The sequence below is a fragment of the Arthrobacter sp. W4I7 genome (assembly GCF_030816215.1).
GTDB classification, from domain to species: domain Bacteria; phylum Actinomycetota; class Actinomycetes; order Actinomycetales; family Micrococcaceae; genus Arthrobacter; species Arthrobacter siccitolerans_A.
Genome location: NZ_JAUSXU010000001.1, coordinates 3179696 through 3201128, shown reverse-complemented (window position 1 = coordinate 3201128; position 21433 = coordinate 3179696). Strand labels below are relative to the sequence as shown.

General features: G+C 64.9%; 19 protein-coding genes and 1 tRNA gene. 18 read left to right on the top strand and 2 right to left on the bottom strand.

Features of this window, described 5'->3' with window-relative positions; all coding sequences use genetic code 11:
- The first annotated feature begins 21 nt into the window (after positions 1-21).
- The 16 genes from QF047_RS14510 (at position 22) to QF047_RS14435 (ending at position 16518) form a co-directional block, all read left to right on the top strand.
- Positions 22-1158, top strand: coding sequence for an adenosine deaminase (locus QF047_RS14510; RefSeq protein ID WP_307278326.1), 1137 nt, complete (start codon positions 22-24; stop codon positions 1156-1158).
- Positions 1159-1240: 82 nt separating this feature from the next.
- Positions 1241-1921 carry a MazG nucleotide pyrophosphohydrolase domain-containing protein gene (locus QF047_RS14505; protein ID WP_307281966.1) on the top strand — a complete coding sequence of 227 codons (681 nt, stop codon included), beginning with the start codon at positions 1241-1243 and terminating at the stop codon, positions 1919-1921.
- Between the two features lie 133 nt (positions 1922-2054).
- Positions 2055-3335 carry a phosphopyruvate hydratase gene (gene eno, locus QF047_RS14500; RefSeq protein WP_306638646.1) on the top strand — a complete coding sequence of 427 codons (1281 nt, stop codon included), beginning with the start codon at positions 2055-2057 and terminating at the stop codon, positions 3333-3335.
- Between the two features lie 121 nt (positions 3336-3456).
- A complete protein-coding gene (locus QF047_RS14495) occupies positions 3457-4170 on the top strand; it encodes a septum formation initiator family protein (protein ID WP_307278321.1) in 714 nt (237 codons plus the stop codon).
- 28 nt (positions 4171-4198) lie between these two features.
- Positions 4199-4870, top strand: a complete 672-nt coding sequence (locus QF047_RS14490) for a DUF501 domain-containing protein (RefSeq protein ID WP_307278318.1) — start codon at positions 4199-4201, stop codon at positions 4868-4870.
- Positions 4867-5814 (top strand): Ppx/GppA phosphatase family protein, encoded by a 948-nt coding sequence (locus QF047_RS14485; RefSeq protein ID WP_306638652.1) that lies wholly within the window; start codon positions 4867-4869, stop codon positions 5812-5814. The genes QF047_RS14490 and QF047_RS14485 overlap by 4 nt, the downstream gene beginning before the upstream one ends.
- A gap of 6 nt (positions 5815-5820) precedes the next feature.
- The gene (locus QF047_RS14480; protein ID WP_307278312.1) at positions 5821-7206 is read left to right on the top strand and encodes a S8 family serine peptidase; all 1386 of its coding nucleotides are present in this window, start codon (positions 5821-5823) and stop codon (positions 7204-7206) included.
- Between the two features lie 59 nt (positions 7207-7265).
- A complete protein-coding gene (locus QF047_RS14475) occupies positions 7266-8756 on the top strand; it encodes an NAD(P)/FAD-dependent oxidoreductase (RefSeq protein ID WP_306638655.1) in 1491 nt (496 codons plus the stop codon).
- Positions 8757-8911: 155 nt separating this feature from the next.
- Complete coding sequence (locus QF047_RS14470) at positions 8912-9895, top strand: N-acetyltransferase (RefSeq protein WP_307278307.1); 984 nt, start codon at positions 8912-8914, stop codon at positions 9893-9895.
- 20 nt (positions 9896-9915) lie between these two features.
- Positions 9916-9989: transfer RNA gene (locus tag QF047_RS14465), tRNA-Leu, on the top strand.
- 234 nt (positions 9990-10223) lie between these two features.
- Positions 10224-11456, top strand: coding sequence for a branched-chain amino acid ABC transporter substrate-binding protein (locus QF047_RS14460; protein WP_306638658.1), 1233 nt, complete (start codon positions 10224-10226; stop codon positions 11454-11456).
- A 129-nt stretch (positions 11457-11585) separates the two neighbouring features.
- Positions 11586-12593 carry a branched-chain amino acid ABC transporter permease gene (locus tag QF047_RS14455; protein ID WP_306638660.1) on the top strand — a complete coding sequence of 336 codons (1008 nt, stop codon included), beginning with the start codon at positions 11586-11588 and terminating at the stop codon, positions 12591-12593.
- Positions 12590-13840, top strand: a complete 1251-nt coding sequence (locus tag QF047_RS14450; RefSeq protein WP_307278304.1) for a branched-chain amino acid ABC transporter permease — start codon at positions 12590-12592, stop codon at positions 13838-13840. Before QF047_RS14455 ends, QF047_RS14450 begins: the two co-directional genes overlap by 4 nt.
- Positions 13837-14784: an ABC transporter ATP-binding protein gene (locus QF047_RS14445; RefSeq protein WP_307278301.1), complete on the top strand. Its 948-nt coding sequence runs from the start codon at positions 13837-13839 to the stop codon at positions 14782-14784. Before QF047_RS14450 ends, QF047_RS14445 begins: the two co-directional genes overlap by 4 nt.
- The gene (locus QF047_RS14440) at positions 14777-15484 is read left to right on the top strand and encodes an ABC transporter ATP-binding protein (protein ID WP_373427090.1); all 708 of its coding nucleotides are present in this window, start codon (positions 14777-14779) and stop codon (positions 15482-15484) included. Before QF047_RS14445 ends, QF047_RS14440 begins: the two co-directional genes overlap by 8 nt.
- Before the next feature lie 137 nt (positions 15485-15621).
- Positions 15622-16518: a Bax inhibitor-1/YccA family protein gene (locus QF047_RS14435; protein WP_307278296.1), complete on the top strand. Its 897-nt coding sequence runs from the start codon at positions 15622-15624 to the stop codon at positions 16516-16518.
- Positions 16519-16614: 96 nt separating this feature from the next.
- Here QF047_RS14435 and galK read toward each other — a convergent pair whose 3' ends face one another.
- On the bottom strand, positions 16615-17802 hold the full coding sequence (galK, locus tag QF047_RS14430) for a galactokinase (RefSeq protein ID WP_307278293.1): 1188 nt from the start codon (positions 17800-17802) through the stop codon (positions 16615-16617).
- Positions 17799-18959, bottom strand: coding sequence for a galactose-1-phosphate uridylyltransferase (gene galT, locus QF047_RS14425; RefSeq protein ID WP_307278290.1), 1161 nt, complete (start codon positions 18957-18959; stop codon positions 17799-17801). The genes galK and galT overlap by 4 nt, the downstream gene beginning before the upstream one ends.
- Positions 18960-19090: 131 nt before the next feature.
- Between galT and QF047_RS14420 the strand changes: the two genes are divergently transcribed.
- Both QF047_RS14420 and QF047_RS14415 read left to right on the top strand, forming a co-directional pair.
- Positions 19091-20050 (top strand): aldose 1-epimerase family protein, encoded by a 960-nt coding sequence (locus tag QF047_RS14420; RefSeq protein WP_307278288.1) that lies wholly within the window; start codon positions 19091-19093, stop codon positions 20048-20050.
- 39 nt (positions 20051-20089) lie between these two features.
- Positions 20090-21433: an AI-2E family transporter gene (locus QF047_RS14415; RefSeq protein WP_307278285.1), complete on the top strand. Its 1344-nt coding sequence runs from the start codon at positions 20090-20092 to the stop codon at positions 21431-21433.

Sequence of the window (21433 nt, the reverse complement as noted above, 5' to 3'; positions counted from 1 at the left end):
TGCCCACCCTAAGGTTGGTACGTGACTGAGCCTATTGTTGACGCTGCCCCTGCCATCGATTTTGACCTGAAGAGCCTGCCGAAGGTGTCCCTTCACGACCATCTGGACGGAGGACTCCGCCCGGCAACCATCATCGAGCTGGCCGGGGCCGTTGGCCACACCCTTCCGTCAACCGATCCGGTGGCGCTGGGCCAGTGGTTCCGCGAGTCCGCCGATTCCGGCTCCCTGGTCCGCTACCTGGAGACCTTTGACCACACCGTTGCCGTGATGCAGACCGCCGAAGGCCTGTTCCGGGTTGCCAAGGAATTTGTTGAAGACCTTGCTGATGATGGCGTGGTGTACGGCGAAGTGCGGTGGGCGCCGGAGCAGCACCTCCAGAAGGGCCTCACCCTGGACGATGCAGTGGAAGCCGTCCAGGAAGGCCTTGAGGCCGGCGTTGAGGCAGTGGGGGAAACCGGACGCGAAATCCAGGTGGGCCAGCTCATCACCGCGATGCGCCACGCCGACCGCGGCCAGGAGATTGCCGAACTGGCTGTCCGCCACAGGAACAAGGGCGCTGTGGGCTTCGACATCGCCGGCGCCGAAGATGGTTTCCTGCCCTCCCGCTTCCGGGACGCCTTCACCTACCTGGCCCAGCACAACTTCCCGGCCACCGTCCACGCCGGTGAGGCAGCCGGGCTGGACAGCATCCAGTCCGCCCTGGTGGACGGCCGCGCACTGCGACTGGGACACGGCGTCCGGATCGCGGAGGACATCATGGTGGAGTTCGACGACGACGAGGACACCGAGGACACGATCGGCCTGGTGACCCTGGGCGATCTCTCCAGCTGGGTCCGGGACCGCGGTATCGCCCTGGAGGTCTGCCCGTCCTCGAACCTCCAGACCGGTGCCATCGCCAGCTTCGGCGAGGGCATCGAAAGTCACCCGCTGGACATGCTGTACCAGCTGGGCTTCAACGTCACCATCAACACCGACAACCGGCTGATGAGCGGCGTCACGCTGACTGACGAGTTCGAACTGCTGGTGGAAACCTTCGACTACGACCTCGACGACCTCCTGGAGCTGACCCTGAACGCCGCCGAGGCATCCTTCCTGCCGCTGGAGGAGAAGGAAGCGCTCGTCGAGTACATCAACGACGCCTACGCGAACCTTGGCTAACGACCAGGACGCCGGCAGCTCCCCGGCGGGGGAGCTGCGGAATGGGCCCACAGCGGCAGGGGTCCCCGGGCGAGCCTGCGAGCTGGGGGAGCTGCTGGGGACTATCGCCGCGCTGCGCAAGCACTGTCCCTGGACGGGCGCCCTGACGCATGAGTCCCTGGTGGAGTACCTCCTCGAGGAGGCTTACGAGGTGGCCGAAACCATCGAGGCAAGAATCGCGGGCGCAACCATGGGCGAGGCCCACTTCGACGCCGAACTGCAGGGCGAGCTGGGCGACGTCCTGCTCCAGGTGGTACTGCACGCCCGCCTAGCGGAGGAGCGCGGCGCCTTCAATTTCGATGACGTGGCGCGCGGCTTGAATGCCAAGATGGTCCGGCGCAACCCCCATGTCTTCCGCCCGGACGGGTCCCTGCAGGACAGCTTCCCGGCCACTGTGGATGAGATCGTGCAGAAGTGGGACTCGGTGAAACGGGCCGAGCGGCCGGAGCGGCAGGACCCCTTCGCAGGGATCCCGGTGGCCCTGCCGGCGCTGGCCCGGGCCCAAAAATCCATCGACCGTGCGGCACGGGCCACTCCGGTGGTTGGGTCCGTCGCAACCGGGGAAGCCCAACCACCGGCGGAAACCGGCCCCTTCGCGTCGGAAGAAGAACTCGGCGAGGTGCTGCTCGCCGTCGTACGTTCCGCCCACGCCGGCGGATACGACGCCGAGCGTGCCCTCCGCGGCGCGGTCCGGAACTACCAGCAGCACCACCCGCTGGGTTAACCGCACCATCATGACGTCCGGGGGCTGGATAGGTTTCCGTAACCCGGACCACTCTCGACTACGCTGGTCCCTGACGAGTACGTCGAGTTTTCAGCTGTATTTCCCCCGTTAATCGCCCATAAGGAGCAAATTCATGGCGCTTATCGATGCCATCCACGCCCGCGAGATCCTCGATTCCCGCGGCAACCCGACCGTAGAAGTTGAAGTTCTCCTTTCCGACGGCCAGATCGGCCGCGCGGCAGTCCCCTCCGGTGCTTCCACCGGCGAGCACGAGGCCGTTGAACTGCGTGACGGCGACAAGGGCCGTTACCTCGGCAAGGGCGTCCAGAAGGCCGTTGACGCGATCATCGACCAGATCGCTCCGGCCCTGACCGGTTTCGACGCCACCGACCAGCGCAGCATCGACCAGGCCATGCTGGACCTGGACGGCACCCCGAACAAGGGCAAGCTGGGCGCCAACGCCATCCTCGGCGTCTCCCTGGCCGTGGCCAACGCCGCCGCCGCCTCGGCTGACCTGCCGCTGTACAAGTACCTGGGCGGCCCGAACGCCCACGTCCTGCCGGTCCCGCTGATGAACATCCTCAACGGTGGCTCCCACGCCGACTCCGACGTGGACATCCAGGAATTCATGATCGTGCCGATCGGTGCCGAGACGTTCTCCGAAGGCCTGCGCTGGGGCGTCGAGGTTTACCACAACCTCAAGTCCGTGCTCAAGGAAAAGGGCCTGTCCACCGGCCTCGGCGACGAAGGCGGCTTCGCGCCGAACCTGCCGTCCAACCGTGCAGCCCTGGACCTGATCCAGGAAGCCATCAAGAACGCCGGCTACACGCCGGGCAAGGACATCGCCCTCGCCCTGGACGTCGCCTCCTCGGAGTTCTTCAAGGATGGTGCCTACCAGTTCGAAGGGAAGGCCCTGACCTCCGCCGAGATGAGCGCCTACTACAGCGAACTCGTCGCCGACTACCCGCTGGTCTCCATCGAAGACCCGCTGGACGAGAACGACTGGGACGGCTGGAAGACCCTCACTGACGCCATCGGCGACAAGGTCCAGCTGGTCGGTGACGACCTCTTCGTCACCAATCCCGCCATCCTGCAGCGCGGCATCGACACCAAGACCGCCAACTCCCTGCTGGTCAAGGTGAACCAGATCGGCTCCCTCACCGAGACGCTCGACGCCGTCAGCCTTGCCCAGCGCGCCGGTTACACCACCATCACCTCGCACCGCTCCGGCGAAACCGAGGACACCACCATCGCCGACATCTCGGTGGCCACCAACGCCGGCCAGATCAAGACCGGCGCCCCGGCCCGTTCCGAGCGTGTTGCCAAGTACAACCAGCTGCTGCGCATCGAAGAGGAACTCGACGACGCCGCACGCTACGCAGGCCGCAGCGCGTTCCCGCGTTTCAAGGGCTAGTAGCCGCATAAACCAATAACCGGTGGCTATGGTTGAAAGACCATAGCCACCGTTGTTGTTTCGGCATTGTTCCAGCCCAGCTAGTGGCGGCCCCAGGCAGGCTGCGTGTTTCAGGAGTGTCATGGCTACCCGCCGTCCCAAAGTCCCCAAGGTTGCCTCGCCCCGTTCAGGCGCAACGCAGGCAATCCATGAGACCGCCGACGTCATCCGCGCTGATTTTGGTTCGGGCAAGGGAAAACCAGGCGCCGGCCCGGCGGGTCCTGAAGCGTCTGCTCCGGCTGCGGGCTCCGCACGCGACAACCACCGCTCTGCGATCGCGGACAAGGCTCCCGGCTCACGCCCGGCCAAGGGGTCACCCCCAGCAAAAGGGTCCGACGGCGGCGCGAAGGGGAGCGGTGCCCACGGCACCGCCCGGACGGCCGCAGGAGCGGCCGAAGAGCAGCAGCCTGTACCCGCCAAGGCGTTCTCCGGGCGCATGCTCGCACTTGCCGTGGTGATGATTGCCATCACCGTCATGCTGGCACCCACGGTCAAGATCTTCTTCGACAAACGGGCCGAAATAGCAGCCCTGAACGCAGATATCGCTGCCCGCGAGGCCGAAGGCAACAGCCTCCGCCAGCAGGTCTCCCGCTGGCAGGACCCCAACTACGTGAAGCAGCAGGCCCGCGACCGCATTAACATGGTTATGCCGGGCGAAACCGGATACTGGGTCTTCGGCAGCGATCTGCCGGCCGGAGAAAGCAGTAGCCAGTCCGGTGCAGCAGCACAAGACCCCGCCGATCTGCCGTGGGTGGATTCCCTGTGGGAGTCCATCACGCGCGCGGCCACAGACTGAACCGCAACAGGAAGGACGGCCAGCGACAGTGGAACCCTACACGGCAGCCGCCCGGGACGAATCCCGCCAACCATCAGCACACGACCTTGAAGTCTTAAGCCGCCAACTGGGACGGCCGGTGCGTGACGTGGTGGAAATTCCTGCACGCTGCGTCTGCGGCAATCCCCTGGTGGCGGCCACCGCTCCGCGCCTGGGCAACGGAACGCCATTTCCCACCACGTTCTACCTGACGCACCCCGTCATCACCTCGGCTGTTTCCAGGCTGGAAGCGGCAGGCGTGATGAACGAGATGAATGACCAGCTGGCCGGCGATGAGGAACTCGCCGCCGCGTACCGTTCCGCCCACGAGGCCTACCTCGCGGACCGCGCCGCCATCGGTGAGCGCTCCGGCATCGGGGCTGTTCCCGAAATTGACGGGATCTCTGCCGGCGGCATGCCCACCCGCGTCAAATGCCTCCACGTCCTGGTGGGCCACTCGCTGGCCGCCGGCCCCGGAGTCAACCCGCTCGGGGACCAGGCCATTACAGCCATCCGCGAGTGGTGGACGGCAGACCGGTGCTACTGCGACGGCGCCTGGGATACCTCCGGGGAAGCGCCCTCCAGGGACCTGAGCCGCCACGGCCCGCAGGGGCTGCCGGACATCGTGGGACGCCCCGCACCCGTCCGGAAATCCTCCGGCACCACAGAGGCGGCGAAATGACACGCGTCGCCGCCATCGACTGCGGCACCAACTCCATCCGCCTCCTGATCGCGGACATAGGGCGCAGCAACGGGACCACCACCCTCACGGATGTTGTGCGCGAAATGCGGGTGGTCCGGCTGGGCCAGGGAGTGGACGCCACCGGCGAACTCGCACCGGAAGCCCTGGAACGCACCTTTGCGGCCACCGCCGATTATGCCCGGCTCATTAAGGAGCACGAAGCGGTGAAGGTGCGCTTTGTGGCCACCTCGGCCAGCCGTGACGCCCGGAACCGGGACGTCTTCGTGGACGGAATCCGCGCCCTGCTGGGCGTGGAACCCGAGGTCATTTCCGGCGATGAGGAAGCCGCCTTGTCCTTTGCCGGCGCCAGCAGCGTCCTGCCCATCCTGGACGGCCAGGAGGTACTGGTAGTGGACCTCGGCGGCGGAAGCACCGAGTTCGTCCTCGGCACTGCAGCCGGGGTGACGGCGGCCAAATCCGTGGACATCGGATGCGTCCGCCTCACTGAACGCCACCTGCGCCAGGACCCGCCCACCGCGGAACAGATCGCAGCCGCCCAGGCTGATGTGGACGACGCCATCGCCCGCGCACGGCAGGACGTTCCGCTGGAACGCGCCACCGCCGTCGTCGGCGTGGCCGGATCCATCACCACCATCACCGCTCACGCCATGCGGCTGCCCGAATATTCGCCGGACGCGATCCACGGCACCGAACTGCCCTTGGAGACTGTGCGTGCCGCCGCCGGCGACCTCCTGGCCATGGACCGATCGCGGCGCGCCGCCCTGCCGTATATGCACCCCGGCCGGGTGGACGTCATCGGCGCAGGCGGACTGGTCTGGGGCCGGATTCTCGAACGGCTGGCCGGGTTGACCGGCGGGCGGATCTCGACGGCCACGGCCAGCGAACACGATATTCTCGACGGCATCGCCCTGAGCATCGGCTGACCGCCCATGCAGAAACAAACAACCGGCAAGATACCACCGCCCGGGCGGGCCGGCGCGGCCCTGCTGGCACTGCTCCTGGCCGCCTGCTGCCTAGGAACGGGACTGTTCACGGCACCGGCAGCCCACGCCGACGAGTGGCGCGACAAGCAGTACTGGCTGGCGGAATCCGGAATCACCAAAGCCTGGGAAGTCTCCAAGGGCGCCGGCGTGAAGGTCGCCGTGATCGACAGCGGCGTCGACGCCAAGCACCCGGACCTCAAGGGAGCCGTGGTGGGCGGCTACGACGCCTCCGGCTCCGGGCAGCCTGACGGCCAGAAAGTGGTGGGCTCCAAGACCGAACACGGCACCCTGGTGGCAACCATGCTCGCGGGGCGGGGCCACCAGCCTGCCGCTTCCACAGCCAGCCCGTCGCCCGGACCCGCAGCCCTTCCTCCTGACGGAATCGTGGGCGTGGCCCCGGAGGCGCAGATCCTCTCCGTCTCCACCTGGCTGGGTTCAACGAACCCCTCCGGCAAAAGCGACCAGGACCAGATCCCGGAAGCCGTCCGCTGGGCGGTGGACAACGGCGCCAAGGTCATCAACATCTCCCTCGGCAGCACCACCCCGCAGTGGCCGCAGAGCTGGGATGCGGCCTTCCTGTATGCCGAGCAAAAAGACGTGGTGATTGTGGCCGCTGCCGGCAACCGGGTGGGCGGCAACATCCAGGTGGGCGCCCCGGCCACCATCCCGGGCGTCCTCACCGTCGCCGGCCTGGACCGCAAGGGAGCCGCCAGTGTCGATGCATCCTCGCAGGGAATCAGCATCGGTGTGGCTGCACCCGCCGAGAACCTGCTGGGCGGAGTTCCCGGCGGCAGCTACGCGGAATGGGCAGGGACCTCCGGCTCCACGCCCATTGTTGCCGGCGTCGCCGCACTGATCCGGTCCAAGTGGCCGGACATGACCGCAAAGCAGGTCATCAACAGGATCGTTGCCACGGCCAAGGACGCCGGTGCCCCCGGCAAGGATCCCCTGTACGGCTTTGGCGTGCTCAACGCGGAGGCTGCGCTCAAGAACGACGTTCCTGAAGTGTCGGCCAATCCCCTGGGCACCATTGCCGAGTGGATCCGGGTCCACCGCCGGGGAAACCTGGCCACGCCCGCTCCGCTGCCCACCGCCGAGGTCCCCAGTGAAGTGCCCACCCTCCCGGAGGCCACCGTGCCCGCAGCGAAGCCGCCGTCCCAGCGGGACAGTGCCCTGGGCGCCGCCGTCGTGATCGGTTTCGGCCTGCTGTTCGTTGCCATTATCGCGGCAGCGGCCATCCAGTTGAGGCGCGCTGCCAGGAACCCGCGAGAGCTGCCGGAAGAGCCGGACACCGGCGTGATTGGCACGGTGGATTCAGGCCGGAAAACCTAAGTTTGCAGCCTTCCGGACAGTTAGTGAAGATTTTCACAAACTGCTGTATCCTTGAAACTATGGCAACCACCCCAGAGCTCCAGGACCGTCCCAGGGTACTCGTCGTCGGCGGCGGGTACGTCGGCCTGTACGTAGCACTCAAACTGCAGAAGAAGATCGCGAATGCCGGTGGCATCGTCACCCTCGTGGATCCACTGCCCTACATGACCTACCAGCCCTTCCTGCCCGAGGTGGCCGGCGGCAACATCGAGGCCCGCCATGCCGTGGTCTCCCACCGCAAGCACCTCCAGCAGACTGAGCTGATCCAGGGCCGCGTCACCGCGATCGACCACGCAAACCGCACCGCCGTGGTGGCACCCGCCGACGGTGGGGCGCCTTTCGAGGTTCCGTACTTCGACGTCGTCATGGCCGCCGGCGCCATCACCCGTACCTTCCCCATTAAGGGCCTCGCGGACAAGGGCATCGGCCTGAAGACCATCGAGGAAGCTGTTGCCCTCCGCAACAAGGTCCTGGAGCGCATCGAACTGGCCTCCACCATGACCGATCCCGCTGCCCGCGCCAAGGCCCTCACCTTCGTGGTGGTGGGTGGCGGTTTTGCCGGCATCGAGTGCATCACCGAGATGGAGGACCTCGCGCGGGCCGCCGTCCGCAACAACCCGCGCATCAAACAGGAGGAAGTCCGCTTCGTCCTGGTGGAAGCCATGGGCCGGATCATGCCGGAAGTTACCGCCAAGCAGGCCGAATGGGTTGTGGAGCACCTCCGCAGCCGCGGCATCGAGGTCCTGCTGAACACCTCGCTGGACAGCGCTGAAGGCGCCCTCAAGCTCATCAACCTGCCGGACAAGACCCCGGCGCAGGAATTCGAAGCAGACACCCTTGTGTGGACCGCCGGCGTACAGGCCAACCCCATGGTCCGTTCCACCGACTTCCCGCTCGAACCACGCGGCCGCGTCCGCGTCCTGCCGGACCTGCGCATCGCCGGTGACGAAGGCATCATCGACAACGCCTGGGCCGCCGGCGACGTCGCCGCTGTCCCGGACCTCACCGGCAAGGGCCTCCCGGACGGCACCTGCGTCCCCAACGCCCAGCACGCGCTCCGCCAGGCCAAGCGCCTCGCAAAGAACCTCTGGGCCTCCCGCTGGGAGAAGCCGCTCAAGGACTACAAGCACAAGAACCTTGGTGCTGTTGCAGGCTTCGGCGAGTGGAAGGGTGTTGCGAACATCAACCTCGTGGGCAGCATCGGACTCAAGGGCGGGCTCGCCTGGCTGGCCCACCGCGGCTACCACGGCATGGCCATGCCCACGTTCGAGCGCAAGTTCCGTGTGATCTTCAACTGGATCCTCAGCTTCTTCGCGGGCCGCGACACCACGCAGCTGATGGACCTGGACAACCCGCGCGGTGCCTTCGTGGCAGCTGCCACCCCGGCTCCCAAGCCGGCTGCTGCACCCGCTGCACCCGCTGCGGACACCGCACCGCCCGCAGGCGGCGCAGGCTCGGCGGAAAAGACGAAGGTCGATCCGAAGGAATCGGTTACGGCCAACGCCAAGTAGAACCGGTTCTGCCTTAACGCACGACGGCGGCTGTCCCCTTCCGGGGATAGCTGCCGTTTGCGTCTGTGCGGCTGAGCCCCTGCGGCCGCCCTGCGCGCTCGCCCTGCCGCCCGGGCGTCCCGCCGTCGTGCCCTGCGGCCTCCTAGACTGGCAGCATGACTGGCGAGAAAAACCTCCAGGCCCTGCTCGCAGGAATGCACCCGGTGCAGCGCACGGGTGAATACGTCTACGTCCTGTGGCCGCATGGGCGGCCGCTGGCACCCGGCATCGAGGCTGCGGTCCGCGAGGCCGAAGGCCTTACCGTGGTGCTGCCCAGGGCCGAGGCGGACAAGGAAGGGCTGTCCTATGACTTTGTGGGCGCCTGGATCACCTTGCAGATCCATTCCGCACTGGAAGCCGTGGGGCTGACTGCCGCAGTCAGCAGGGCCCTCACGGACGCCACGATCAGCTGTAACGTACTGGCAGGCTTCCACCACGACCACCTCCTGGTGCCGGTCGCCGAAGCAGCCCGGGCCCTGGAGGTACTGGCTGAACTTTCCGCCCGCAGCCGGCAGCGCCAGGTGCCGGGACAGCTCCAGGAAAGGGCTGAGGGGCCACCGGTGCCTGAGCTGCAGTTGCGCGATGAAACCCCCGCCGACCGGGAGGCTATCCTCGCCCTGACGGCTGAGGCGTTCGCCATTTCGCCGGCTACCGGTCTTCCCGCCGAGGGGGAGCCCGTGGAAGTCAAGGTGCTTCGCGAGCTGTTCGAGGCCAAGGAGTACCTTCCAGGCTTCAGCCTGGTGGCGGTGCTGGCCGGCGAGGTGGTGGGCCATGTCATCAGCACGCGTGGCTGGGTGGGCGGGCACGAACTCCTCGGCCTCGGCCCCATCGGTGTCACCCCGCGGCTGCAGAGAAAGGGCATCGGGTCTGCCTTGATGAAGGAGACCATTGCCCGGGCCAACGCCGCGGGGGAGAGCGGCATCGCCCTCCTCGGCAGCCCCGAATACTATCCGCGGTTTGGCTTCGTTGCTGCTGCCACGCTGGGCGTTCTCGCGCCCGAGGATGCGTGGGGCGACCATTTCCAGCTCCTGCCGCTCGCCCTGTGGCCGGGCGGCGTCCATGGCGTCTTCCGGTATGCCGAACCGTTCACCCGCCTCTGACGGGATACCATGGAGCCGTTGCCCCAGTAGCCCAATTGGCAGAGGCAGCGGACTTAAAATCCGCGTGTTGTGGGTTCGAGTCCCACCTGGGGTACAAACTGAGCCGGCCCGAAGGCCGCGCATGAGGAAGCCGTCCGCACTGTGGGCGGCTTCCTGCATTTAATTTCGCATATGCAACGACCGTTATATAGATGTGACCTCAGTCACTTATGTTCGCATGGGATATGCATTAGCTTGAAGCTAACTCAGGAACACCTGATCCTCGGCGCAACGGCGCCGGCACGTTCGCATCCCCGTCATCCATGGGCCTGTTTCGGAAGGCAAGTTTATGTACCGAAAGAAAGTCTTCACCTCGTTTGCCACAGCGGCTGCACTCAGCCTGCTGCTGTCCTCCTGCGCCAATCAAGCGGGCCCGGGCACAAACGAGACTTCGTCAGCTGGAGGCAAGGTTGACGTTCCTGCCATTTCCAAGGTGGACGTTCCCTCGGCAGCCGTCCTTCCCAAGGGAGATGGAAAAGCGACCTGCCCAGCCACCACCACCCTGGCTTTTGCGGGTGCGCAAACAGGCCCCAACGCCCAGCTGGGTGTGAACATCTTCAACGGCATCCAGTTGGCCATCAACCAGCACAACCAGGCGAATCCGGGCTGCCAGGTGCAGTTCAAGAAGTTCGACACTGAAGGCGACCCGAACAAGGCCACGGGCCCGGTAACCCAACTGGTCAGTGAAGAGGCAGTTGTCGGTGTCATCGGCCTCCCGTTCTCCGGCGAATCCAAGGCGACCGGCAATATTTTCGAACAGCGTGGACTGGTCCACATCACCCCGTCCGCTACAAACCCCTCGCTGACCGAAAACGGTTGGAGCACGTTCTTCCGCGGTCTGGGTAATGACGCCGTGCAGGGGCCGGCCGCAGCCAAGTTCCTGACCGGAAAGCTGGGCGCCAAGAAGGTCTACCTGGTCCAGGATGACTCGGACTACGGCATCGGGCTCGCTACGTCAACCACCAAGGGACTTGGGGACGCCCTGGCTGGCTCGGATAAGGTGACCACCGGGCAGAAGGACTTCTCGGCGGTTATCTCAAAGATCATCAACGCCAAGGCGGACGCTGTTTTCTACTCCGGCTACTATGCTGAGGGCGCTCCGTTCATCCAGCAACTCTCCGGCAAGGGCTTCACCGGTACCTTCGTTGCTCCCGACGGTGTCAAAGACGATCAGTTCATCAAGCAGGCGGGCGACGCTTCCAACGGCGCCTTCTTCACCTGCCCCTGCATCCCGGGCGAGCTGATCCCTGACTTCGCCTCAGCCTACAAAGAAGTTTCCAAGGGCGCTGCGCCTGGCACATACTCCATTGAGGGCTACGATGCAGCAACCGTACTCCTCTCCGGAATCGATGCGGGCAAGCAGTCCCGGCCGGATCTGCTGGCCTGGGTCAAGTCCTACGACAAGGACGGGCTGAGCAAACACTACAAGTGGGATGCCAAGGGAGAACTCCAGGCGCCTACGGTCTACGGCTACAAGGTCGAGAACGCCAAGATCGTTCCTGTCGGCCCGATCGGCGAGTAACAACTCCATGAAATCGGCTGTGGGGCCAGCAGATGCGGCCCCACAGCCTTTTCGTGATTCGGCGACAAAGAGACCATACCCATCACCGCCGACCCGGCGGCCGCATGCTACTGGATCAGGATGTTCCCCATGCTTCCCCTGCTTGTCCATTTACCCCCCATCGAAAATGACTGGATAACGTTTGATATCCCGTCTCTCCAGCAGAACTTCTGGAGTGCCACGTTTGACGGCCTGACCTTTGGAGCTATCTACGCGCTCGTCGCGCTGGGCTACACGCTGGTCTACGGCGTCTTGAACCTGATCAATTTCGCCCACTCGGAAGTATTCATCGTTGGCTGTTATGCCGTTTTCTTCACCCTCAGCAACCTGGGCTTCGGACCCTCCGTTCCCCGCCTGGGTATCTTGGCGATCGTGCTCAACCTTCTGTTGGCGCTGGTGGTCGCGATGGCCGCCTCGGCGGTGACGGCCTTCCTGCTGGAAAGGATCGCCTATAAACCGCTGCGGAAGCGCAACGCCCCACGACTGGTGTTCCTGATCACCGCAATCGGCGCTTCCTTCACCATCCAGTACCTGATCTACCTTTGGCGTGGACCGAGCCCCGAGCTTGCGCTGACCATGTTCCGGCCTACACCCATCTTCGACGTCTTCGGAACGATCGTGGATTCGCAGCAGCTGCTCATCATCATCGCTGCCGTCATCATGATGGTGGGCATTGAGCGCTTCATCAGCAAGTCACGCACCGGCCGCGGTATTCGTGCGGTGGCCCAGGACCCGGATACGGCGACGTTGATGGGCGTGAACAAAGAGCGGATCATTATTACCACCTTCGTTATTGGTGGTCTGTTGGCGGGAGCCGCCGCCTTGTTCTACGTCATGAAAATTCCGTCCGGTGTCCAGTACAGCGGTGGATTCATCTTAGGGATCAAAGCCTTTGCTGCCGCGGTGCTTGGTGGCATCGGCAACGTCCGCGGCGCGCTCCTGGGCGGACTGCTCCTGGGCCTGATCGGCAACTGGGGACAGATCCTGCTGGGTAATTCGCAATGGACTGATGTTGTGGCATTCGTGGTCCTGGTCCTGGTGTTGCTGCTGAGACCGCAAGGCATCCTGGGTACTTCCCTTGGAAGGAGCAAAGCATGAGCATGACTGACGGGCCCACGCCTCTTCAAACGGCCGCGGCGAAGCAGGCAGCCGTGGACCGTGAGGCTGCCGAAACCAGCCCGGGGAGAAGCGTCACCCCCAGACGTGGCGGCGGGCGCAAGCCCGGAGCGCTGTCCGAGCGCTGGAATGCGCTCTCACGCCAGCAACAGTGGGCCTTCCTGATCGTTGTTGTGGTGCTGGCCTACTTGTTGCCCTTGTTGAACCCGCCCATCATCACCACAGAGCCCGGCAATAACTTTGCCTTGGCTTGCTTTGACATGGCCCGCTTCGCGCTGGTGGCTGTTGGACTCAACGTGGTGGTTGGGTACGCGGGCCTGCTGGACCTGGGTTATGTGGCCTTCTTTGCTGTGGGTTCCTACTGTGCGGCAATGCTCACCAGCCCTGACTCGCCTTTCCTGCATATTCCGTACCTGTGGACCATTCCGGTTGCCATGGCTGTGACAATGTTTTTCGGCGTGGTGCTCGGCGTGCCCACGCTTCGGCTGCGCGGCGACTACCTTGCCATCGTGACCCTCGGGTTCGGCGAAATTGTGCGCATTCTTGCCACGATCATTCCTGCGATGAAGGGCCAGGTGGGTTTCCAGAACGTGGGCCACCCGCCAGGGACGGCAGCGGACGGGGCTCCCATCTTTTCCAATTCCAACGGTGTGCCCTGGTACTGGTTGACCCTGACCATCATCATCATCATTACGCTCCTGGTGGGCAACCTCGAACGCAGCCGGGTGGGGCGGGCTTGGATTGCCATCCGGGAGGACGAGGACGCGGCTGAAATAATGGGCGTGCCAACCTTCAAATACAAGGTCTGGGCCTTCGCCATCGGTGCTGCGGTAGGCGGCCTTTCCGGCGCGCTGTTTGCCGGCCAGGTCGGGTTCGTCAACAACCAAAAATTCGATGTCACGACATCCATCCTGTTCCTGGCTGCCGTTGTGCTGGGCGGAGCGGGCAACAAGGTGGGCGCCATCCTGGGCGGGGCCCTGGTGAGCTATATTCCCTTGAGGTTCACGGCCATCGCAGAGTACAAGTACCTGATCTTCGGTATCGCACTGGTACTCATCATGATCTTCCGCTCGCAGGGGCTGCTCCCGGCCCGTCAGCGGCTGCTCGCCTACGGCCGGACCGCCTTTAACAAGGCTTCCGGCAGGGACGGCAAGGAGCCGACGGCGCCCGGTAGCGGGCCTTCCGCTACCGGGACACCCACGGGCGGCCAGAGAGGAGCGGAAGCATGAGCGCGGAAAAGGCGGCCACCGGTTCCAGTGCAGTCCCGGAACCTGCTGACGTGGACCCGTCGGTTGCCGTAGCCCCAGGGATGGATATTGAGGCCCTGGCAGAGGCAGGGGTGGACCAGGACCTGGCGGAGAAGGTTGCCCCGGACCGCGACATCGCAGTGGAGGTGGGGGATAACATTGTTGAGGTTCAGAACCTGACCATCAAGTTCGGTGGCCTGGTGGCGCTGGATAACATCAGCTTCAACATCAAACGAGGAGAGATCCTCGGACTCATCGGTCCGAATGGGGCCGGCAAGACCACCTGCTTCAATGCCATGACGGGTGTCTATAAGCCCACCAGCGGAAAGGTGCTGCTTGAAGGACAGGCCCTGAATGGCCTTAAGCAACACAAAATCACACGGCTGGGCCTCTCACGGACCTTCCAGAACATCAGGCTGTTCGGTGAGATGACGGCGCTGGAAAACGTGGTGGTGGGCCTGGACGCCCGGCACCGGACCAGTGTTGGCGGAGCATTGCTGCGCCTGCCAACCCACATCAGGGAGGAAAAGTCGGCCATCGAACGGGGGATGGCGCTCCTGGACTTCGTCGGCATTGCTGACCACGCCCACTTCCTCTCCCGCCACCTGCCATACGGTTACCAGCGCAGGCTCGAAATCGCGAGGGCGCTGGCCACGGATCCGAAGGTGTTGTGCCTGGACGAACCGGCAGCAGGGTTCAACCCGGCGGAAAAAGAAGAACTGATGGCGCTCATCCGGACCATCAGGGACGAGGGATATACAGTTCTCCTGATTGAACATGACATGAAGTTGGTCATGGGAGTGACGGACCGGATCGTTGTCCTGGAATTCGGCAAGAAAATCGCTGACGGATTGCCGCACGAAATCCGCGAAGACCCGCGAGTGATTGCGGCTTACTTGGGAGAGCCTGAAGATGACCTTGCTTGAAGTCGAAGGTGTTTCGGTCTACTACGGACGGATCCGGGCGATCCGGGAGATGTCCTTTACGGTCAATGAAGGCGAGGTGGTGGCACTCATTGGCGCCAACGGTGCCGGCAAGACCACCACCATGCGGACCATCTCCGGCCTGCTCAACTGTGCCGGCGGGAAGATCAAATTCGCCGGTGAGGACATCACGAAAATGAAAGCCCACCTCCGGGTGGTGCAGGGAATCTCGCAGGCCCCCGAAGGGCGCGGCATCTTTCCCGGCATGACGGTCAGGGAGAACCTGGACATGGGAACGTTCGGCCGGAAGGACAGGAGCGGGGTCTCCAAGGACCTGGACCGCGTGTTTGATCTGTTCCCCCGGTTGAAAGAGCGGGAAAAGCAGCTCGGCGGCACCATGTCCGGCGGTGAGCAGCAGATGCTGGCCATCGGCAGGGCATTGATGTCAAGCCCCAAGCTACTGCTGCTGGATGAACCCTCCATGGGGCTGGCCCCGCAATTCATCCGCCAGATCTTCAAAATCATCAGGGAAATCAACAACCAGGGCACCACTGTCCTGATGGTGGAGCAGAACGCAAACCAGGCCCTTGCCGGAGCGCATCGTGCATTCGTTTTGGAGACAGGGCAGATCACGCATAGCGGGACGGGCAAGGAGCTCCTGGCAAATCCTTCCGTCAAGGAGGCCTACCTGGGCGTCGGTTAGGGGGAGCAGCTGCCGCGCCGGTCACGGTTGGGTTGCACCGCAGGAGTAGCGGGAACTTTTAGCGGTGCCCCCACGTGAAAATTGGTAGCGTGAACCTAGGAGTTCACAACTCACCCATCAAATGGAGGAATCCCGCAATGGCACTTGGCGGCAACCCGATCTTCAACGGAAAGAGCTTCCGTGGAGCCACCCAGGCACCGCCTGTCCCGCAGGCGCCTTACGGGCGGCAGCCGTATGGCCAGGCGCCCTACGGGCAACAGCCGTATGGCCAGGCTCCCTACGGCCAGCAGGGCTACGGGCAGCGGCCCATGACCGACGAACAGCTGCAGCAGATGTACAACCAGCCTGCAGCAGGCCCGGCGGACACCGGCCGGATGACGTTCGACGACGTCATTGTCAAGACCGCACTCTGCCTCGGTGCCGTCATCGTAGGCGCGGCCGTCACGCTCACCGTCGGCCTGGGCCTCGCCTCGCTGCTGATGATTGTCGGTGCCCTGGGCGGCTTCGTTCTGGCCCTGGTCAACACGTTTAAGAAGCAGCCCTCCCCGGCGCTCATCCTTGCCTACGCCGGACTGGAAGGCCTCTTCCTCGGCGGCCTGACCCGCATCCTGGACACCCAGTACCCGGGCGTCGGCCTGCAGGCAGTGGTAGGTACCCTCTCCGTGTTTGCAGTGACGCTGCTGCTATTCAAGAGCGGCAAGGTCCGGGCCACGCCCAAGGCCATGCGCTTCTTTATGATCGCGATCGCGGGCTACGCCCTGTTCTCCCTGGTCAACCTCGTCATGATGCTTACCGGAGTAACCCAGGAGCCGTTCGGCCTGCGCAGCGGCATCGTTGGCGTCCTCATCGGCGTCTTCGCCATCGGCCTGGCCGCGTTCTCCCTGATCATGGACTTCACCAGCATTGAGGCCGGCGTCCGCAGCGGAGCCCCGCAGCGGTTCTCCTGGACGGCCGCCTTCGGCCTCACCGTCACCCTCGTCTGGCTGTACGTGGAAATCATCCGCCTGCTGGCCATCCTGCGCGGGGACGACTGACCGCACAGCGGCATACCGCCGTCGCACGCCGAACAGGCAACTGCGAAAACGACTGTGGGCCCCACCGGAAGGTGGGGCCCACAGTCGTTTGGCGATCTAAGCGATCCGCATGGCGCCGGCGGCCGGCGTCACCGTGAAGATGTCCGGTGCGGTGAAACCGGCACCGGCAAAAGCTTTGACGACGGCGTCACGCACCTTTTGCTCGGCGCTGACGGGCGTGAGGGCGATGGCGGCGCCACCGAAACCGCCACCGGTCATGCGGGCGCCGATGGCACCATTGGCGCGGGACGTGTCCACGGCAAGATCCAGTTCCGGGCAGGAAATTTCAAAGTCGTCGCGCATCGAGACGTGGCTTGCGTCCAACAGGGCGCCGATCGAGGCAGGCCCTTCGGCCGCGAGGTATTCCACGGTCTGGAGGACCCGGTCGTTCTCTGTGACCACATGGCGGACCCGGCGGAACGTCACTTCGTCCAGGAGGCCGGCGGCCTCCTCAAGGTCACCCACCTGGACGTCCCGCAGGGCCTTGACTCCGAGGACCTCGGCGCCCAGTTCACACGAGGCACGCCGGGACGCGTAACCGCCGTCGGCATGGGAGTGCGAGACCTTGGTGTCGATCACCAGCATCACCAGGTCCGCCGGTTCCGTTTCGAAGGGAACCAGGCTGACATCCTGGTTCCGGCAGTCCAGGAATACGGCGTGGCCTTTTGAACCGCGCAACGATGCTGACTGGTCCATAATTCCGGTGGGCGCCCCCACGAAGTCGTTCTCAGCCTGCTGCGTGGCCAGGACCATGTCCTCCGCCTTCAGCTCCGCGCCCGTCAGTTCGTTCAGTGCCGAGATGACCGCGCACTCGATGGCGTGCGACGAGGAGAGCCCTGCCCCGAGTGGAACATTTGATTCCAGCAGCAGGTCAATGCCGGGAACATCGATACCCCGCTGGCGCAGTGCCCACATGACTCCCAAGGGGTACTTAGTCCAGCCTTTGGCCGAGCCCGGCTCCAGGGAATCCAGCGAAGTGGTCACTACGCCCTGGTCCCCGTAGGTAGAAAGCAGCCGCACCGTGGAATCGCCCCGGACCCCTACGGCCACCCGGGCCGTCCGGTCAATGGCGAACGGCAGCACAAATCCCTCGTTGTAGTCGGTGTGCTCGCCGATCAGGTTGACCCGGCCCGGCGCCTGCCAGATCCCGGCAGGAACGCCGCCGAACTCCCGGCTGAACCGGGCGGCGAGATCCTCGGTACCGGCCGGTCCGGGGGTGGTAAAGGAATCGGGAACGGCGCTCACGCGGTGGCTCCTTCAGGAAGGGCTGCCTCAAGGGCAGCGGGGGATGGGGTGGAGGCCGGAACGGTGACGTTCCGCAGCCGCTCGGCCACACTTTCCGGGGTGGTGTCATTGATGAAGGCACCCATGGCGGCCTCCGACCCGGCGAGGAACTTCAGCTTGTCGGCAGCCCGGCGCGGCGAGGTCAGCTGCAGGTGCAGGTAGCTTGCGGGGCGCAGCAGTGGGTCCAGGGGTGCCTGGTGCCACGCCGAGATGTACGGCGTGGGGGTGGGGTAGAGGGCGTCCAGGCGTTTGAGCAGGTCCAGGTAGATGTGTGCCAGTTCGTCCTTTTCCTCCCCGCCGAGCGCCGCCAGGTCCGGGACCTGGCGGTGGGGAACCAGGTGGATTTCGAGGGGCCAGCGGGCAGCGAAAGGGACATAGGCGCTGAAGTTCCCGCCCTCCAGGACCATCCGGCTGCCGTCCTCGCGTTCGGAGCGAAGCAGCGAGCCCGTAAGCGTTTCCCTGCCGTCCGCGGCATCGTAGAACTTGCGGGCCGCCGCACCGAGGACTCCGGCCCGCGGGGTCACATACGGGTACGCATAAATCTGGCCGTGCGGGTGGTGCAGTGTCACGCCGATATCCGCACCGCGGTTTTCAAACGGAAACACCTGCTTGATGCCCGGCAGCGCGCTCAGGGCCTCGCTGCGCTGTGCCCATGCCTCGATGACGGTGCGGGAACGAGCCTCTGTCAGTCCACTGAAGGACCCAGTGTGGGCAGGCGTGAAGGCCACCACCTCACAGCGCCCATAAGCGGGCACCGTTGTCCCCCAGGCAGCTTCCGCCGGGACCGTCCCGAGGGCCGGGCCCAGCGACGGGAAGCGGTTCTCGAACACCACCACGTCGTAGTCGTCAGCGGGAATCTCCGAAGGGTTGCTGGCGGTGGTGGGGCAAATGGGGCACTGGTCCGCCGGCGGCAGGTGCGTGCGGCTCTGCCGATGCGCAGCAACAGCAACCCACTCACCGGTCAGGGCATCAAAACGGGCTTCTCCCGGTTCCCCGCGCGCCGGCAGGCCGCGGTGGTCCGTGGTGGTCTCCGCCGTGCGCGTCTTCGGGGCGTGGGCGTCGTCGAAGTAGATCAATTCCCTACCGTCGGAGAGCCTGGTACTGGTGATTCCCGTCATGAATCCGTCCTTTGGTGGTGCAGCAACTTAACAATATTCTGCCACACCCCGCTCAAAAGAGAATAGAAACAAACAAAAAGTAACACCCGGCTGGAGTGCAGGGACAGGAGTGGGGCTGTACGGTATTGCTCATGAGTTCCGATTCATCCCTTGAAACCAGCGTTTCTTCAGGCTACCGGGCGTATGCCACGGGCCGGCAGTATGAGCTCCGCCGCGGGGATGCCCTCGCTGTTGTCACCGAGCTGGCTGCCGGGCTCCGCCTGTACAGCAGGGGAGGAGTGCAGCTGACGGAGACCTACGACGATGACCAGATTCCGCCTGGCGGCTGCGGCATAACCCTGGCTCCCTGGGCCAACAGGGTTGAAGACGGACAGTGGTTCCTGGACGGCAGGAAGCAGCAGCTGGACATTACCGAGGTGGCCCGGAACAACGCCAGCCACGGCCTCCTCCGGAACGCCTCCTATGCGCTGGTCGACGAGTCGCAGCACTCGGTCACGCTTGAGGCCACCATCTTTCCCCAGCACGGCTACCCTTTCCTGGCGCGCCACCGGGTGCAGTACCTCCTCGCGGAAGACCTTGGGCTTGTTGTCCGCCAGACGCTCGTTAATGACGCGAAGTCCCCGGCGCCGTTTGTCCTCGGAGCCCACCCGTACCTCCGGCTTGGTGACACGCCTGTCGAAGATCTGGTGCTGACGGTTTCCGCTGACACTCAACTGCTCGCCGATGAGCGCCTGATCCCGCGCAGCGGTGCCCCGGTCCAGGGGGATACGGACTTCCGGGCCGGGCTGCACGTTGCGCCGCTGAGCGTGGACGTTGCCTTGGCCGGCCTGCAGTTCGAAGGGGGCAAGGCGCGCCACACCCTGGCGGCGCGTGACGGCAGTCAGGTCAGCCTCTGGCAGGACGAATCCTGCCAGTTCGTGCACGTCTATGTGAGTACGCAGTACCCCGGCCGGAACCGTGCGGTGGCAGTTGAACCCATGACGGGGCCGGCGAATGCCTTCAACTCCGGGCACGGCCTCCGCTGGCTGCCGCCCGGGGAATCCTTCACCCTGTCGTGGGGAATCGACTACAGCCCGGGCGCCGCGGGGTAGCAGTTTCCCATTCGGCCACGGCTGCGGAAGTATAAGGCTATGACGCCAGCCGAGGATCCCGTTACGCCCGACCCTCAACCGCCAGTACGGCAACCCGCCGCGCCACTGGCCCAGACAGGTCCGCCGCTGCGGGTCCTGACGGACCGTGAACTGGATAAGGACATTCCGTACGGGGTGCGCATCGCTGCGTCCTGGGCCTGGCGGCTCGGACTCATCCTCCTGGTGTGCGGCGCGCTGGTCTGGCTGCTGCGCCAGGTAAGTTTCCTGATCATCCCGGTGATGGTCGCCGCGCTCCTCGCCGGCCTCCTCAGCCCCGTGACCTCGTGGCTGCGGCGCCGGGGACTTCCCGGCGGCCTGGCAGTGGCCGCAACAGTCCTCGGATTTATCGGACTGATCGCCGGATCGCTGGCATTGGTCGGCAGGCAACTGCTCATCGGATTCGGCGAGCTCTGGTCCCAGGCACTGGAAGGCGTGAAGCAGGTCCAGGACTGGCTTTCAGCCGGGCCGCTGCACCTGACCGCCGCGCAGATCGACCAGTACGTCAAGGAAGCCACCGATGCGCTGCAGAACAACAGCAGCAGCATCCTCAGCGGGGCCCTGTCCTTTGGCAGCACCGCCGGCCACTTTGCCGCGGGAATGCTCCTGGCGCTGTTTATCCTGATTTTCTTCCTCCTCGAAGGCGACCGCATCTGGGCGTTCCTGGTCCGGCTACTGCCTCGAAAGGCCCGGGCCGCGGCGTTCGGCGCAGGCCGCAAGGGCTGGTCCTCGATGGTCAGTTACGCCCGCATCCAGATGTTCGTCGCAATGGTGGACGCCGTGGGCATTGGTGTTGGCGCCGCCATCATCGGCGTTCCCCTGGCGCTTCCGCTGGGTGTGCTGGTGTTCCTGGGTTCCTTTATCCCGGTAGTCGGGGCACTGCTGACCGGCATCATTGCTGTGCTGCTGGCTCTTGTTGCCAACGGCCCCGTCAACGCACTGATCATGCTGGCCATAGTGCTGCTGGTCCAGCAACTGGAAGGCCACATCCTCCAGCCGCTGGTCATGGGCAAAGCCGTTTCCCTCCACCCGGTGGCGGTGATCCTTTCCGTTGCGGCCGGCTCCTACCTGGCCGGGATCCCCGGCGCGCTGTTCTCGGTGCCCATCCTCGCCGTCGCAAATTCGGCCATTCGCTACATCGCCGCCAGAACGTGGGAACATGAACAGGTGCTGGCAGCGCCTGGCGGCTCCGTTACGGCCGGCGTCGGCGCGGACAACACCATTACGCTTGTTGATCCGCCGGATGCCCTCAGGCACGGCAACGACGCCGCGGCCGGCACAAACGCAGAACATCCCGGTGTCCGTACCAACGAAGCGGCGCCGGGGCCGAAATCCAGAGGAGATTAG

What these genes read in the sequence shown, in the direction of transcription:
- eno (WP_306638646.1), top strand. Translation starts at nt 2,055, where the DNA reads ATGGCGCTTATCGATGCCATCCACGCCCGCGAGATCCTCGATTCCCGC.
- QF047_RS14495 (WP_307278321.1), top strand. Translation starts at nt 3,457, where the DNA reads ATGGCTACCCGCCGTCCCAAAGTCCCCAAGGTTGCCTCGCCCCGTTCA.
- QF047_RS14485 (WP_306638652.1), top strand. Translation starts at nt 4,867, where the DNA reads ATGACACGCGTCGCCGCCATCGACTGCGGCACCAACTCCATCCGCCTC.
- QF047_RS14480 (WP_307278312.1), top strand. Translation starts at nt 5,821, where the DNA reads ATGCAGAAACAAACAACCGGCAAGATACCACCGCCCGGGCGGGCCGGC.
- QF047_RS14475 (WP_306638655.1), top strand. Translation starts at nt 7,266, where the DNA reads ATGGCAACCACCCCAGAGCTCCAGGACCGTCCCAGGGTACTCGTCGTC.
- QF047_RS14470 (WP_307278307.1), top strand. Translation starts at nt 8,912, where the DNA reads ATGACTGGCGAGAAAAACCTCCAGGCCCTGCTCGCAGGAATGCACCCG.
- QF047_RS14460 (WP_306638658.1), top strand. Translation starts at nt 10,224, where the DNA reads ATGTACCGAAAGAAAGTCTTCACCTCGTTTGCCACAGCGGCTGCACTC.
- QF047_RS14455 (WP_306638660.1), top strand. Translation starts at nt 11,586, where the DNA reads ATGCTTCCCCTGCTTGTCCATTTACCCCCCATCGAAAATGACTGGATA.
- QF047_RS14450 (WP_307278304.1), top strand. Translation starts at nt 12,590, where the DNA reads ATGAGCATGACTGACGGGCCCACGCCTCTTCAAACGGCCGCGGCGAAG.
- QF047_RS14445 (WP_307278301.1), top strand. Translation starts at nt 13,837, where the DNA reads ATGAGCGCGGAAAAGGCGGCCACCGGTTCCAGTGCAGTCCCGGAACCT.
- QF047_RS14435 (WP_307278296.1), top strand. Translation starts at nt 15,622, where the DNA reads ATGGCACTTGGCGGCAACCCGATCTTCAACGGAAAGAGCTTCCGTGGA.
- galT (WP_307278290.1), bottom strand. Translation starts at nt 18,959, where the DNA reads ATGACGGGAATCACCAGTACCAGGCTCTCCGACGGTAGGGAATTGATC.
- QF047_RS14420 (WP_307278288.1), top strand. Translation starts at nt 19,091, where the DNA reads ATGAGTTCCGATTCATCCCTTGAAACCAGCGTTTCTTCAGGCTACCGG.
- QF047_RS14415 (WP_307278285.1), top strand. Translation starts at nt 20,090, where the DNA reads ATGACGCCAGCCGAGGATCCCGTTACGCCCGACCCTCAACCGCCAGTA.